The sequence below is a fragment of the Pikeienuella sp. genome (assembly GCF_046290545.1).
Lineage (GTDB): Bacteria > Pseudomonadota > Alphaproteobacteria > Rhodobacterales > Rhodobacteraceae > Pikeienuella.
The window spans coordinates 71,180-85,655 of record NZ_JBKAGV010000007.1; the positions used below are offsets into that span (position 1 = coordinate 71,180).

The following is a 14,476-nucleotide window of genomic DNA, read 5'->3' on the forward strand; positions in this document are numbered from 1 at the left end:
CATGTGACACGGGCCTCAGCCCCGGCGGCGGAACACCATCGCGATGGCCGCCATGGGGAGCTGGTAGAGCGCGACATAGAGGGTGAAGAGCGGGTCCGGCGGCAGCGCGGCGAGGTAGATGGCGACGGAGCGCGTGCCCCAGACCGCGCCGAGCGCGCCGCCCGCCTCCCGCGTCTTCGCCAGCCGCAGCCCGAGCGCGATGGCGCCGAGGACGAGGAGCGCGGAGAGGGCGAGGAAGGCGAGGGAGAGGCCGGGGAGGGCGACGATGCTCGGCCCCACGCCGTCGAACAGCGGCATGATGAAGAGGAGGAAGCCGAGCGCGGCCAGCCCGTCAAGCTGCGGTGCGTTCGCGGCGATGCGCGCGGGCCCCATGATCCGGCGGAGGATCATCGCCGCCGCGAAGCCGCCGAAGATCATCGCCGCCATGCGGAGGCCGAGCGCGAGCGGATCGAGCGCCAGCGCGTCCCCCAGCAGGAGGCCGGCGAGGGCGGGGCCGGTGACGGGCATGACGAGGGAGGAGAGGACGGTCAGCTCCAGCGCGCGGCGCCCGTCGAAGCCGACGATGAGGCACATCGCGGCGGAGGAGGCGATGGGCGGGGCGGCGAGCGTGTAGAGGAGCGCCGCCTCGAATTCCGGGCCGAGGCCGAGCGCGCGGGCGGCGAAGAAGGCGACAACCGGGCTGACGACGAGCATGGCGAGGACGAGCGCCGTCAGCCGCGCGAGATGCGCGGGCCGCGCGAAGCCGCGGAGGACCGCCACCGGGTCGATCCTGAGCATGGCGAGGGCGTAGACCATCGCCACGAAGAACGGCAGCGCGGGGCGGAGGAACGAGGCGGCGCCGGGCAGGGCGAGGCCGGCGAAGGCCCCGATCAGGAGGATCCACCGCGCCCGCGCGCCGACCCAGCCGAGCGCGGCGGTCATATGAGGCTCTTTCCGATGAGGAGGAGGGCGCCCAGCGTCGCGAGGCCGAGCGCGGCGGGCTTCAGCGGCAGCGCCTCCGTCCGCCGCGCGAGGGGGCCGGAGAGGCGGAAGCCGATCAGGACGAAGGGCGAGAGGAGAAGCGCGAGCAGGAGATGCTCCCGCGTCACCAGCCCCGCCGTCGCGAGGCCGCCGATGGACAAGAGGACGCCGAGCAGGAAGAACAGGTTCAGCGTGCCCCGCGCGGCCTTCGCCGCCTCGTTCTGGTAGATGAGGCCCATCGGCGCCGCGCCGACCGAGGTGAGCGTGCCGAGGAAGCCGGAAAGCATGCCGGCGCCGAGGAGCGTTCCCCGCGTCTTCCGCAGCGTGATCCCGGCGAGGGAGAGCCCGACGCCGAGGAGGATCATCAGCGCGACGGACGGGCCCAGCAGGGGCGAGCCGGCCACGGCGCCGACGACCGCGACGGCGGGGATCGTTCCGGCGAAGCGGCCCGCGGCGGCCCAGCCGATCTCCGCATAGCGGACGCCGCGAACGTCGAACCCGGCGCCGAGCGCGGTGACGACCGCGCCGAGAAGAAGCACCGTCGCCGGAACAATGTCCGGCGCGAGGAGCGCGGCGAAGGGCGCGACGACGGTGCCGAAGCCCTGCCCGCCGAGCCGGTGCAGCGCGGCGGCGAGGATCACGAGCGCGGCGAGGCCGGCGAGGGCGGGGGGCGCGGCGCCGAGGATCGTCATCAGAGCGACCGGGCGAGGATCGTGAGCGCCGCGAGGCTGGCGAGGCCGAGCGCGAGCGGGCGGACGGGCCGCCCCTCCAGCGCCCGCGCCGCGGGGCGGGCGGCGAGGAGGGCGAGGAGCGCGACGGGGAGGAGCGCGGCGACGAGGATCAGGTCCGGCGCGCGGACGAGCCCGGCGAGGGCGAGCGCGCCGATGGACCAGATCATCCCCCACATGAAGAAGAGGTTCTGCATCGCGCGGCTCCGCCTCGCCTCCTCATGCGCGTAGAGGAGCGCCATGGGCGGGGCGCCGATGGCGGTGATCGTCCCCATGATCCCCGCCGCGAGCCCGGCGCCGGCGAGCGTGACGGGGCGGATCGGGAGGCGGAGGCCGGAGAAGGAGAGCGCGACGGCGAGGAGGACGAGGAGCGCGACGGCCACGCCGAACCCGCCCCGGTCGGTCAGCGCCGCGGCGATGCCGGCCCCGGCGAAGGCGCCGGCGGCGCGGCCGGCGAAGCCCGGCCCCGCCTCCCGCCAGTTCACGGCGGAAAGGTCCATCGAGATCGCGCCGGCGCCGACGACGACCCCGAGGAGGATCACCGCCGCCGGCAGATGCTCCGGCGCGACGAGCGCGACGACGGGCGCGGCGATCATCCCGTAGGCCTGGCCCGAGACGCGCTGCACGATCACCCCGGCGAAGATGGCGGCGGCGACGGCGAGAAAGGAAAGGGGCGGGAGGCCGGCGAGAAGCATGGGCGGGATAGGAGGCCCGCGCCCGCGCCCCGTCAAGCGGACTGGCGACGATGTGCGACGACGGCTCGCCCGCCGGGGCGCGCTCCTGCATAGTCGCCCTTGGGCCAAGTGGGAGGCGGCGATGGCGAGTGACGGCGCGCGGCTGTGGAACAGCCTTGAAATTGCGAAGCTTCTGGCGGCGATCGCCACGCCGCTCCTCCTCGCCGCCATCGGATTCCTGCTCGAGGCTCGCATCCGGGACTCTGACGAGCAGGCGCGCGCGGCCCTCCGCGCGGCGGAAATTGCGGAGCGGCGGCGGGAGAGCGTCCGCGCAATCTCGAACGCGATGTATGCGCGCGCCGCGCGGGCGGCGATGCTGGCCTCCGGGCTCCGACGCCACGACGCGGCGCCGAGCGAAGCCTCGCTTCAGGAGGTGAGCGCGCGGAAGGCGGCCTATGACGATGAGTTCGTGGCGTGGAACACGCGCATCCAGTCGACCATGCTCGGCGCGCGGGAGGTGCTGGACAGCCCCTCCTACACGCGCATGGAGAATCACATCGAACAGCGCCTCGTGCGCCGCATCCTCGTTCCCCTGGACAAATGCCTCACGCGGGGATTCGACCTGGCGATCCGCGGCGCGCCGGCCGCTGGCGTGCTGGAACGCTGCGCCTGCCGGCCCTCCGCGCTGATCGGGGAAGAGCGATGCGGCGTCGGCGACCTCGTTTATGCGGCGCGGGAATGCGCCTATGAGATCAGCGAGAGCCTCTATCTTGCGACCTTCGCCGCGGACGAGGCGCCGGAGGCGCGGGATGCGGTTCGCGCCCGGCTCGAAGAGCGTTGCCCCGCGCCGGGGCCTTTCGACCGCGATCTTCTCGGCGAGACGGCCGCCGGGCGCTGAACCCGCCGCCACGTCATGGCAGTGGGCCGCTTTACGGGCGCCGGGGCGGCGGCGCATACTGGCGCAAAGCCGGGCCTGACCCGGCGCGACAGGGGAGGCGAGGATGGCGAAGCCCGAAGGCGAGGGGAACGACCTCGCGCGGAGCGCGGCGGAGACGACGCTGGCGCTCAACCCCATCGTGGGCCTCCGGGGGGAGGACCTCGCCGCGGCGGGGTTCAACCTGATGCGCTCGATGGCGGGGCGGCCCGACCTTCTGGCGAAGCAGTGGATGGGCTTCGCCTCCGCCTTCGCGGACATCGTGCTGCAACGCTCCGAGCTGGCGCCCGACCCGAAGGACCGGCGCTTCGCGGACCCGGGCTGGGGCGAGAACGTGGCGGCCAAGGGCGCGATGCAGGCCTGGCACGCCTGGGCGAAGGCGGTGAACGAGACGGTCGAGCAGCTCGACCTGCCGGATCGCGATGCGGCGCGGGCGCGGCTGGTCTCCTCCATCTTCGTCGACGCGATGGCGCCCTCCAACAACCCGATGCTGAACCCCGCCGCGCTCCGCAAGCTCTATGAGACGAAGGGGGCGAGCGCGCTTTCCGGCCTTCAGAACCTTGTCGAGGACGTGGTGAAGAATGGCGGGCTGCCGGCCTCGGTGGACCGCTCCAAGTTTGAGGTGGGGGGCAACCTCGCCAACACGCCGGGGGCGGTGGTGTTCCGGAACGAGGTGATCGAGCTCATTCACTACACGGCGACGACGCCGGACGTGCGGCGCAGGCCGATCGTGATCGTGCCGCCGCAGATCAACAAGTATTACGCGGTGGACCTCGCGCCCTCCAAGTCGATGGTCCGGTTCCTGCTTTCGCAGGGCTTTCAGCCGTTCTGCGTCAGCTGGCGGAACCCGACCGCGAAGCAGCGGGACTGGACGCTCCAGACCTATGTCGAGGCGCTGGACAAGGCGGTGGAGGCGGCGCGGGAGATCACGGGGGCGGAAGCCGTCAACATGATGGGCTCCTGCTCCGGCGGGATCACGCTTTCTTCCTATGCCGGCTGGCTGGCGGCGAAGGGGGAGGGGGAGAAGATCGGCGCGCTGATCCTCGCCGTCTGCGTGCTCGATACGGAGGCGCAGACCGAGAGCGACATGGCGCAGCTGGTGACGCCGGAGACGGTGATGGCGGCGAAGCGCATGTCGGAGATGCGGGGCGTGCTGGACGGGCAGGAACTCGCCAAGATGTTCGCCTGGATGCGGCCGAACGACCTGATCTGGAACTACTGGGTCAACAATTACCTCCTCGGCGAGTCGCCGCCGGCCTTCGACGTGCTGTTCTGGAACGCGGACACGACGCGGCTGCCGGCGGGGCTGCACCATGATTTCCTCGACCTCATCTTCACCAACCCGTTCGTCAATCCGGGCGCGATGTCTCTCGGCGGGCATGCGATCGACATGACGAAGGTGCGGCATGAGACCTATGTGATCGCGGGGACGACGGACCACATCACGCCGTGGAAGGCAGTCTACGGCACGGCGCGGCTCTTCGGGCCGGAGACGACGTTCATCCTTTCGAATTCCGGGCATCTCCAGAGCCTCCTGAACCCGCCGGGCAACCCCAAGGCCTGGTATGTGAAGGGCAAGGCGGGGGCGGCGGACCCGGAGGCCTGGCTCGAGACCGGCGAGAAGAAGGCCGGGAGCTGGTGGGAGGACTGGGCGGCGTTCCTCGGGGAGCGTTCGGGCGAGACGCTCCCGGCGCCGAAGTTGCAGGGGAGCAAGGCGCATCCCGTCATCGGGCCGGCGCCGGGGACCTACGTTTTCGAGCCCTGACACCCCCCTGACGCCACGTTCCGCTTGCGCGCGGGCCCGCCGAGGGGCGGAATGCGGGAAAAATGCGGGAGGCGCGCATGGCGGCGGCTGAGGATCGGGCGGAGGCGCCCGGCATCGTGATCGACGAGATGGAGGTGGACGGCCAGCGCCTCCGCTACGCGGTGAAGGGCGGGCCGGCGGAGCGGCCGCCGCTCCTGATGTTCAACGGGATCGGCGCCAATCTCGAACTCGGCTTTCCGTTCCTGAATGCGCTCGGCGAGACGCGGGCGATCATCTTCGACGTGCCGGGCGTCGGCGGCTCGCCGCTGCCGCGGCTGCCCTACCGCCCGCGGACGCTGGCGCGCTGGGCGAAGGGGCTTTGCGAGCGGCTCGGGCATCAGGCGGTGGACGTTTCCGGCGTCTCCTGGGGCGGGGGGATGGCGCAGCAATTCGCGTTTCAGTATCCGCGCGCCTGCCGCCGGCTGGTGCTCGCCGCGACGGCGCCGGGCTGGACGATGGTGCCGGGCAAGCCCGACGTGCTCTCCAAGATGGCGTCGATCCGCCGCTATACGGATCGGGGCTACATGCGGAGCATCGCGGCGGAGATCTATGGCGGGGATTTCCGCGCCGACCCGACGCATATCGAGCGCCATGCGGCGGGGATGCGGCCGCAATCGCAGAAAGGGTATCTCATGCAGCTCGCCGCGATGGCGGGCTGGACCTCGCTTCCCTGGCTCTGGTCGCTCCGCCAGCCGACGCTGGTGATGGCGGGGACGGACGACCCGCTGGTGCCGGTCGCCAATGCGCGGCTCCTGCACAGGATGATCCCGAAGGCGCGGCTGCATCTCGTCGATAACGGGCATCTCTTCCTCGTCACCCGCGCGGAGGAGAGCGCGGCGACAGTGGAGGCGTTTCTCAAGGCCGCGGACCCGATGGAGGCAGGCGCATGAACCCCAATCGCGAATTCGACATCGTCGTTTACGGGGCGACGGGCTTCACCGGGAAGCTGGTTGCCGAGTATCTCGCGGGCCGGGGCCACGGGAAGCGCTGGGCGATGGCGGGACGGAGCCTCGCGAAGCTGGAGGCGGTGCGAGCCGAGCTTGGGGCCGACGCCGCGCTCATCGAGGCGGACGCGGCGGATGAAGCCTCGATCCGCGCCCTGGCCGGGCGGGCGCGCGTCGTCATCACCACGGTCGGCCCGTATCTGCGCTACGGCGCGCCGCTCGTCGCCGCCTGCGTCGAGGCGGGGACGGATTATGTCGACCTTTGCGGCGAGCCGCCGTTCATGGCGGCGATGATCGCGGCGCACGGGGCGAAGGCGAAGGAGACGGGCGCGCGGATCGTCTTTTCCTGCGGGTTCGATTCCGTGCCGTTCGACCTTGGCGTCCTGTTCCTGCAGGAGGCGGCGAAGGCGCAGTTCGGCGCGCCGGCCCCGCGGGTGAAGGGGCGCGTGCGGAAGATGAAGGGCACGTTCTCCGGCGGCACCGCGGCCTCCGGACAGGAGACGATGAAGGCGGCGATGGCGGACCCGGCGGTGCGCGCCGCGCTCCTCGACCCCTTCGCGCTCTGCGAGGGGGCGACCGGGCCGGCGCAGCCGCATGGCGGGAAACCGCACGAGGACCAGGCGGCGGGCGGCTGGGTCGCGCCTTTCGTCATGGCGATCATCAACACGAAGAACGTGCACCGCTCCAATCATCTGATGGGCGGCGCCTATGGCCCGGATTTCCGTTATGACGAGATGATCCTCACCGGGCCGGGCGAGAAGGGCCGCGCCATCGCGGAGGGCATCGCCAAGGCCCCGCCGATGGGGACGGAGCCGAACGCGCCGAAGCCGGGCGAGGGCCCCTCGAAGGAGGAGCGGGAGGCGGGGTTCTATGACCTCCTCTTCATCGGCGAGTTCCCGGACGGGCGGAGCCTCCGCGCGGTCGTCACCGGCGACCGGGACCCGGGCTATGGCTCCACCTCGAAGATGATCGCGGAATGCGCGCTCGCGCTCATGGAGGAGGCTTCGGGGCGGAAGGGCGGCGTGCTGACGCCGGCGGCGGCCTTCGGCGCGGCGCTCATCCCCCGGCTCGAAGCCCATGCGGGGCTCGCCTTCAGGCGCGATTGACCGGGGTTGGCGCGAGGGGCGCGAGGATCGAACTCATCTCCGCGCGTGCGGCGGCGAGAACAGCTGCGCGGCGCTCTTCCGGCGCGGACTGGGCGGCGGTGATCGCGGCCGAGGCGTGCATCAGCGCGGCGGCCCATTCGGGCCGCTCCGGATCCGCCTCCTGGCCGCGCGCCATCTCGTCGAGAATCGAATTGAAACCTTCGGCCCAGGCGGCGCTCAGTTCGGGATCCTGCGCCTCCGCGACGGCTCCTATGAGGGTCGCGAGCGAGAAGATGGAGGAGACGTCCGGAAGTTTCTCCGGACTCAGATACTCGTCGAACACCTGTTCCATCTCTCGCCAGAGCGTCTCGGCATCTTCGCCGCGACGGACGGCGAGGCGCCCCCGCAGGGGATGCCGACGCCGCAGGATGGTTGCGAAGATGTCGCGCGGGGTCGCGAACAGGGCGGAGATTGCGCCGAGCGGTAGACGCGACGCTTCCGCGACGGCTTCGAATGTGAGCGCGTTCACCGGATTCTCCCGCACCAGACGCGCGGCTGCGGACACTATTTCGTCCAGCACCGAGGCGTTCGCCCCGGCGTCTTCGTTTGTCATGGTTACTGATCTCCTGCCGAAGCGCGGATATGGCCCCGCCCGAGACCCGCGCAATGACCTGCCGCGCCGGCGCCGCAAAATATTCCTTTCGCCTTGGCCTCGACCCGCCGCGCGCGCCGATGGCGGAGTGCGCGCTGGCGCGGCCGAAAGAGGCTTCCGGACGCTCCGGCGGCGTGCTGACGCCGGCGGCGGCCTTCGGCGCGGCGCTCATCCCCCAGCTCGAGGCCCGTGCGGGGCTCGCCTTCCGGATCGAGGGGTAAGGGCAGGAAGCGCCGCGGAATTTCCGCCGAAAGCGCCTCATTCCGGCTTTGACGCCCCGCGCGTCCTGTGCAAACAAGCGCCGCCGGGGCCGGCGCCGGCCGGCCCGGCGGAGGGAGAGCATGGGCGGAACCGTCGACATCCTCATGGCCACCTATAACGGCGAGGAGCGGCTGCCGCGGCAGCTCGCCACGCTGGCGGCCCAGACCTGGACGGACTGGCGGCTCATCGTCCGCGACGACGGCTCGACGGACGGGACGCTCGCGGTGATCGAGGCGTTCGGCGCGGCGCATCCCGGCAAGGTCCGCATCGTGCGGGACGAGCGGGGGAACCTCCGGACGCAGCAGAACTTCTCCGCCCTCATGCTGGAATCCGACGCGCCCTACTGCAATTTCTGCGACCAGGACGACGAGTGGGACGAGGACAAGCTCGCCGTCGCCATGGAGGCGATGCAGGAGATCGAGGCGGAGCACGGGCCGGCCCGGCCCGCGATGGTCTCCACCGACCGGCGGATGGTGGACGAGGCGGGGCGGCTCATCGCCGAGTCCTTCTGGCGCCATCAGGGCGTGCATCCGGACGAGACGGGGCCGGGGCTCTTCGGCCATCTCCTCTATTTCTCGACGGCCGGCAGCTCGACCCTCATCAACGGCGCCCTGCGGGACAAGGCGCGGCCGGTGCCGCGCGAGGCGATGCAATACGACAACTGGGTGGAGCTGGTCGCGGCGCAGTTCGCGGTGCGGCGCTATCTCGACGTGCGGAAGCTCACCTATATCCGGCATTCGGCGAATGTTTCCGGCGGGGGGCGGGCCTATCCGGTGGGGAGCTATGCCCGGCGGGCGATCTCGCTGCTCCGCAATCTCGGGAAGCAGCGCCGCGTCTATGGCCGGGTCATCGGCCAGGCGCGCGCCTTCCTCGAACGCTACGGCGCGGAGATGCCGGCGGAGGACCGCGCGCGGCTCGAAGCCTTCGCCGCCATCGGCGGGGCGTTCCTGCCGCTCAGGATCCTGCGCGGCGCGCGATCCGGCGCGCTGCCGCGGCGGCTGGAGCGGCGGATCGCGTTCCTCCTCCTCAGCTGAGCGGGCTCAGCGGCGGCGGAGGAGCCGCTTGCGGATGACGGCGAGGATGCGCGCCCTCAGCGCGCCGGAGGCCGCGAAGAGGATCGCGAGCGCCGCCGTCGCGCCAAGCGTCGCCTCCAGCGGCGGCGCGGGGAAGGGGCCGAGGGCGGCCGGGGGCGCCCAGTGCAGCGCCAGCGCGGCGCCGAGCACGGCGAAGGTGAGGACGAAGAGCCGCGCGACGCTGCGCCGGACCTCCGGCCCGGGGGCGATCCTCGCGAAGAGCGCCATCGCGAGGAGGACCGAGGCGAATTCCCCCGCGATGCCGACCAGCAGCACGGCCTCGATCCCGCCGCCGCCCGCGGCGACATAGAAGGCGACCGCGACGGCGAGAAGCCGCGGGATGCTGGAGAGGAGCGGCTCGACCGTCCTGCCCGCGCTCATGGCGAAGCTGGTGAAGCCGCCGCGAAGGAGCGGCAGGACGGCGCCGACCCCGACGATCCCGATCAGGCCCGCGGCGGGGCGGAACGGCTCCCCGAACACGATGATCAGCGCGGCCGGGCCGACCACGGCGATGACGATCGCCGCGGCGGCGCCGGCGAAGGCCTGCGCCTGGAAGGCGAAGTCGAGCATCTCTCCCATCGCCCCGCCGAGATTCCGGACGCGGGAAATCGCGGAATAGAAGAGCGGGCCGAGGATACGCCGAAGCATGTGCACCGGCGTGCCGGCCAGCGTCACCGCCGCGCTGAGGAGGCCGAGATCGGCCGCGGTGAAGCGGTTGGCGACGATCAGCCTGTCGCCCTGCATGGTCGCGAACACCACGGGGCTCGTCAGCAGCAGCGGCCAGCTGAAGGAGAGGACGCGGAGCGCGACCCCCCGATCCCAGGAGAAGCGCAGCCGCTCCGGCGCCAGCCAGAGCGAGATCGCCGCCTTGCCGGCGACATCGACGATCAGGTAGGCGAGGAAGATCCGGTGATCCGCGAAGAAGAGCGCGAAGGGCGTGACGAGCAGGAGCGAGGCGACGACGCCGCCGCATTCGATCTTGCCGGTCATCGCATAGTCGAGCCCGCGCTCCTTCCGGATCCGCTCGACATGGATGAAGCCGCCGATGAAGGGCGCGAGCGCGAGCAGCCGGTAGGCGTTCACAAGCTCGGGATGGCCGAGGAATTCGGACATGGGGCCGGCGCCGATGAGGATGAGCAGCGCGACCGCGCAGGAGCGCACGAAGATCAGGAACTGCACCACGGCGAGGACGCGCGGCTTGTCCCCTTCCGGGTCGCGGATCAGGAACTGGCCGAGGGACAGCGCCGTCATCGACTCGACGAAGGCGAGCACGATGAAATAGGTGCTGACGATCCCGTATTCCTCGACGCCGAGGAGGCGGGCGATCAGCACATTGCGCCCGAATCGCAGGATCGCGCCGATGGCGACGAGCGAGCTGAGCTGCACGGCTCCCTTCAGAAGACCCAATCGCCTGCCCCTCGCGCTTCGCGCGGCGAAGGGAGGCGGCGCCGCGCGGCTGCCTTCGCCGAGTCCGGCTCTCGTATCCCCGATCGGGCGGATAGGAAAGCCGGATGTCCGGAGCAATTCGACGCAATCCCTGCGGGCCGCCGCCTTGCGCCTCGGCCCTCGCGCGGGGCGCGGCGGCGGGGTATGCTGTGCGAAAGGCCCGAATGAGAGGCGGAGCAGGATGCTGAGACTTTTCGTTTTCGCCCCGGCGCTTTTCGCGCTTGCGGGCTGCGCCGCGCCCGGCGTCGCGGAGGCGCCGACCGCGGCGCCCGCGCCGGCCGCCGCCCCGCGGCCGGAGGCGCCCGAGATGAGCTTCGAGGAATGGCGCGCGGGCTTCCTCGCCCGCGCCGTGGCGGCGGGGATCGCCCCCGGCGTCGCGCAGCGCACGCTCGCGGCGGCGCGGCCGGTTCCGCGCGTGCTGGAGCTCGACGCCTTCCAGCCGGAATTCACCCGCCCGATCTGGGACTATCTCGACAGCGCCGTCTCCGCCGCCCGGATCGCGAACGGGCGCGAGAAGCTCGCCGCGCACGGGGCGGCGCTGGCGCGGATCGAGGCGACATACGGGGTCGAGCGGGAGGTCGTCATCGCAGTCTGGGGGCTCGAATCGGCCTACGGGGCCAATCGCGGCTCGATGTCGGTGGTCGACAGCCTCGCCACGCTCGCCTGGGAGGGGCGGCGGCGGGACTTTGCGGAGGCGCAGCTCCTCGCCGCGCTCCGCATCCTCGAAGCCGGGGAGACGACGCAGGACAGGCTCGTCGGCTCGTGGGCGGGGGCGATGGGGCACACGCAGTTCATCCCGACCTCCTACGCCGATTACGCCGTGGATTACGACGGGGACGGGCGGCGGAACATCTGGGGCGAGGCGCCGGAGGATGCGCTGGCCTCCACCGCCAATTACCTCGCCCGGTTCGGCTGGACGCGGGGCCAGCCCTGGGGCGTTGAGGCGCGGCTGCCGACCGGGTTCGACTTCGCGCTTGCGGACCAGACGGCGCGGCCCGTCTCCGAATGGCGGGCGCTGGGCGTGACCGCCGCGGATGGCGGGCCGCTGCCCGATCATGGATCGGCCGGGCTCCTGCTCCCCGCAGGGGCGGGCGGGCCCGTCTTCGCGTTCTACGGCAATTTCGATGTGATAAGGCGTTACAATAACGCGACTTCCTATGCGCTCGCCATCGGCCACCTGGCCGACCGGATCGCGGGCGGCGCGCCGTTCCGGGCGGACTGGCCGCGGGGCGAGCCGCCGCTTTCCCGCTCCGAAACCGTGGAGATGCAGGAGCGGCTGACGGCGCTCGGCCATGACACGAAGGGGGCGGACGGGGTGATAGGCCCGCTCACCCGCGCCGCGATCCGCGATTTCCAGCGCGCGCGCGGGCTGGCGCCGGACGGCTACGCCTCCGCCCGGCTTCTCGCGGCGCTCCGGCAAGCGGGGGGATGACCGGGCTCCCGGAACCTTTCGCGGGCTGGTTCAGGGGGCGGGGCTGGACCCCGCATGACTGGCAGCTCGAACTTCTCGCCCGCGCAGGCGAGGGGGGCGCGGAACTGCTCGTCGCGCCGACGGGCGGGGGCAAGACGCTGGCGGGGTTTCTCCCTTCCCTCGTCGACCTCGCCGCCGCGCCGCGGGCCGGGCTCCATACGCTCTACATCTCGCCGCTCCGCGCGCTGGCGGCGGATATCAGGCGCAATCTGGAGACGCCGGTGGCGGAGATGGGATTGCCCGTCCGCGTCGAGGACCGGACGGGGGACACATCGCAATCCGCACGGCGGCGGCAGCGGGCGGACCCGCCGCATATCCTGCTGACGACGCCGGAGAGCCTTGCGCTGCTCCTCTCCTACGAGGATGCACCGCGGCTCTTCTCCGGGCTCCGCGCCGTGATCGTGGACGAGGCGCATGCGATGGCGGGGACGAAGCGGGGAGACCAGCTCGCGCTCGGCCTCGCGCGGCTGCGCCGGCTCGCGCCCGAACATCGGCGGATCGGGCTTTCGGCCACGACGGAGGATGCGGAGGCGCTGGGCCGCTGGCTCGACCCTTCGGGCGCGCGGCTGCTTCGCGCGCCGCCGGGGCCGAAGCCGGACATCCGGATTCTGGAGACGGCGGGGGACCCGCCCTGGGCGGGCGACGGCGGGCGCTACGCCGCCGCGGCGGTGATGCGGGAGGTGGAGCAGGCGGGGACGGCGCTGATCTTCCTCAACACGCGGGCGCTGGCGGAGCTCTTTTTCCAGGCGCTCTGGGCGGAGAACGAACAGAATCTCCCCATCGGGCTCCATCACGGCTCGCTCGGGCGCGAGGCGCGGGAGCGGGTGGAGGGGGCGATGGCGCGGGGGGAGCTGCGCGCCGTCGTCTGCACCGCCTCGCTCGACCTCGGGATCGACTGGGGGGCGGTCGATCTCGTGATCCAGGTCGGCGGGCCGAAGGGGGTGAAGCGGCTGGTGCAGCGGATCGGGCGGGCGAACCACCGGTTCGACGCGCCCTCCCGCGCCATTCTCGTCCCCGGCAACCGGTTCGAGCTGATCGAATGCCGCTGCGCGCTCGACGCGGTGGAGGAGGGGGCGCTGGACGGGGAGCCGATGGCGGAGGGGCGGCTCGACGTGCTTTGCCAGCATATCCTGCTGACGGCCTGCGCCGGGCCGTTCGACGCGGATGCGCTCTTCGAAGAGGTTCGCGGCGCCGGGCATTATGACGGGCTGACGCGGGAGGCGTTCGACCGCTGCCTCGATTTCTGCGCGACGGGGGGCTACGCGCTCCGCGCCTATGACCGCTGGCGGCGGCTTATGGAGGCGCCGGAGGGCTGGCGCCTGCGGGACCCGCGGGCGGCGCAGCGGCTGCGGATGAATATCGGGACGATCGTGGAGGCGGAGAAGCTCGCGGTGCGCTCCGGCAAGGGCATGGGGGGCAGGGCGCTCGGCGAGGTGGAGGAGAGCTTCGCGGCGGAGCTGCGGCCGGGCGACACGTTCCTCATCGGCGGCGAGACGGTGCGCTACGACGCGATCAGGGAGATGACGGTGCGGGTGACGCCGGCGCCGGGGAAGGACCCGATGATCCCGGTCTTTTCCGGCGCCCGCCTTTCCATCTCCACCTTCCTCGCGCATCGGGTGATCGCGTTTCTGGGCGACGAGGCGCGGTGGGAGACCCTGCCGCGCGCGGTGGCGGAATGGCTGCGGCTGCAGAAGCGCATCTCCCGCCTGCCGGGCGTTGGGGCGCTGCTGGTGGAGACATTTCCGCGGGCGGATCGCTGGCACATGACGGCGCACGGTTTCGCCGGCAGGAACGCGCATCACACGCTCGGCCTCATCGTCACGAAGCGGATGGAGGCGGCGGGGCTGGCGCCGCTCGGCTATGTGGCGACGGATTACGCCCTGATGATCTGGGGGCTGGAGGAGGTGCGGGACCCTGCGCCGCTCTTCGCCGCGGAAGGGTTGCGGGACGGGCTGGAGGACTGGATGAGCCAGAGCCTCGTCGTGAAGCGCGCCTTCCGGCAGGCGGCGACGGTGGCGGGCCTGATCGAGCGGCGGCTGCCGGGGATGCAGAAGACCGGGCGGCAGGCGACGTTTTCCTCCGACATCCTTTACGACACGCTGATCCGGTTCGACCCGGGGCATCTTCTCATCGAGGCGACGCGGGCGGAGGCGGCGCGGGGCATGGTCGATTTCGAGCGGATCGAGGAGATGCTGGCGCGGAGCGCGGGGCGGATCGCCCATGTCCGCGCCCCGCATCTCACGCCGCTCTCGGCGCCGCTGATCCTGGAGGCGGGGCGGCTGCCGGTGCGGGGAGAGGCGGCGGAGCGGCTGATCGCGGCGGAGGCGGCGGCGATGGCGGCGGAATTCGGGACGGGATGAGGCTGGCCGGCCGACCTTCGAGCGGAGCGCGGAGGGGCGCGGGCTCCCTCGGGAAGTCGCCTCGGGGCGGTCGGTTTCGGCGGT

At 72.1% G+C, this 14,476-nt stretch carries 13 protein-coding genes; 8 read left to right on the top strand and 5 right to left on the bottom strand.

Going from position 1 to position 14,476, the window contains the following annotated elements; genetic code table 11:
- Positions 1–15: 15 nt before the first annotated feature.
- From ACE37J_RS05370 to ACE37J_RS05380, 3 genes are read right to left on the bottom strand one after another with little or no spacing between them, the layout of a single operon-like run.
- Positions 16–921 (bottom strand): hypothetical protein, encoded by a 906-nt coding sequence (locus tag ACE37J_RS05370; RefSeq protein ID WP_409708205.1) that lies wholly within the window; start codon positions 919–921, stop codon positions 16–18.
- Positions 918–1,652 (bottom strand): TSUP family transporter, encoded by a 735-nt coding sequence (locus ACE37J_RS05375; RefSeq protein WP_409708208.1) that lies wholly within the window; start codon positions 1,650–1,652, stop codon positions 918–920. Before ACE37J_RS05375 ends, ACE37J_RS05370 begins: the two co-directional genes overlap by 4 nt.
- Complete coding sequence (locus ACE37J_RS05380; RefSeq protein ID WP_409708211.1) at positions 1,652–2,383, bottom strand: TSUP family transporter; 732 nt, start codon at positions 2,381–2,383, stop codon at positions 1,652–1,654. The genes ACE37J_RS05375 and ACE37J_RS05380 overlap by 1 nt, the downstream gene beginning before the upstream one ends.
- A 121-nt stretch (positions 2,384–2,504) precedes the next feature.
- On the opposite strand from ACE37J_RS05380, the gene ACE37J_RS05385 reads away from it, so the two are divergent.
- The 4 genes from ACE37J_RS05385 to ACE37J_RS05400 all read left to right on the top strand — a co-directional run bounded on the left by ACE37J_RS05385 (position 2,505) and on the right by ACE37J_RS05400 (position 7,150).
- Positions 2,505–3,260, top strand: a complete 756-nt coding sequence (locus tag ACE37J_RS05385; RefSeq protein ID WP_409708214.1) for a hypothetical protein — start codon at positions 2,505–2,507, stop codon at positions 3,258–3,260.
- Between the two features lie 103 nt (positions 3,261–3,363).
- On the top strand, positions 3,364–5,061 hold the full coding sequence (locus ACE37J_RS05390; protein WP_409708217.1) for an alpha/beta fold hydrolase: 1,698 nt from the start codon (positions 3,364–3,366) through the stop codon (positions 5,059–5,061).
- 77 nt (positions 5,062–5,138) lie between these two features.
- Positions 5,139–5,990 (top strand): poly(3-hydroxyalkanoate) depolymerase, encoded by an 852-nt coding sequence (gene phaZ / locus ACE37J_RS05395; RefSeq protein WP_409708220.1) that lies wholly within the window; start codon positions 5,139–5,141, stop codon positions 5,988–5,990.
- Entirely contained in the window at positions 5,987–7,150 is a 1,164-nt protein-coding gene (locus ACE37J_RS05400; protein WP_409708223.1) for a saccharopine dehydrogenase family protein, read from the top strand. The genes phaZ and ACE37J_RS05400 overlap by 4 nt, the downstream gene beginning before the upstream one ends.
- Here the strand turns inward: ACE37J_RS05400 and ACE37J_RS05405 are convergent.
- Positions 7,137–7,742, bottom strand: coding sequence for a hypothetical protein (locus ACE37J_RS05405; RefSeq protein WP_409708226.1), 606 nt, complete (start codon positions 7,740–7,742; stop codon positions 7,137–7,139). The genes ACE37J_RS05400 and ACE37J_RS05405 overlap by 14 nt on opposite strands.
- A gap of 53 nt (positions 7,743–7,795) precedes the next feature.
- On the opposite strand from ACE37J_RS05405, the gene ACE37J_RS05410 reads away from it, so the two are divergent.
- Positions 7,796–8,002: a hypothetical protein gene (locus ACE37J_RS05410; RefSeq protein WP_409708229.1), complete on the top strand. Its 207-nt coding sequence runs from the start codon at positions 7,796–7,798 to the stop codon at positions 8,000–8,002.
- Between the two features lie 120 nt (positions 8,003–8,122).
- On the top strand, positions 8,123–9,076 hold the full coding sequence (locus tag ACE37J_RS05415; RefSeq protein ID WP_409708232.1) for a glycosyltransferase: 954 nt from the start codon (positions 8,123–8,125) through the stop codon (positions 9,074–9,076).
- A 6-nt stretch (positions 9,077–9,082) separates the two neighbouring features.
- On the opposite strand, the gene ACE37J_RS05420 is transcribed toward ACE37J_RS05415, so the two are convergent.
- A complete protein-coding gene (locus ACE37J_RS05420; protein ID WP_409708235.1) occupies positions 9,083–10,522 on the bottom strand; it encodes an oligosaccharide flippase family protein in 1,440 nt (479 codons plus the stop codon).
- A 220-nt stretch (positions 10,523–10,742) separates the two neighbouring features.
- Here ACE37J_RS05420 and ACE37J_RS05425 point away from each other — a divergent pair, with 220 nt between their 5' ends.
- Together ACE37J_RS05425 and ACE37J_RS05430 are read left to right on the top strand one after the other, a co-directional pair.
- Positions 10,743–11,993: a lytic murein transglycosylase gene (locus ACE37J_RS05425; RefSeq protein WP_409708238.1), complete on the top strand. Its 1,251-nt coding sequence runs from the start codon at positions 10,743–10,745 to the stop codon at positions 11,991–11,993.
- Positions 11,990–14,392, top strand: coding sequence for a ligase-associated DNA damage response DEXH box helicase (locus ACE37J_RS05430; RefSeq protein ID WP_409708241.1), 2,403 nt, complete (start codon positions 11,990–11,992; stop codon positions 14,390–14,392). The genes ACE37J_RS05425 and ACE37J_RS05430 overlap by 4 nt, the downstream gene beginning before the upstream one ends.
- Positions 14,393–14,476 lie beyond the last annotated feature (84 nt).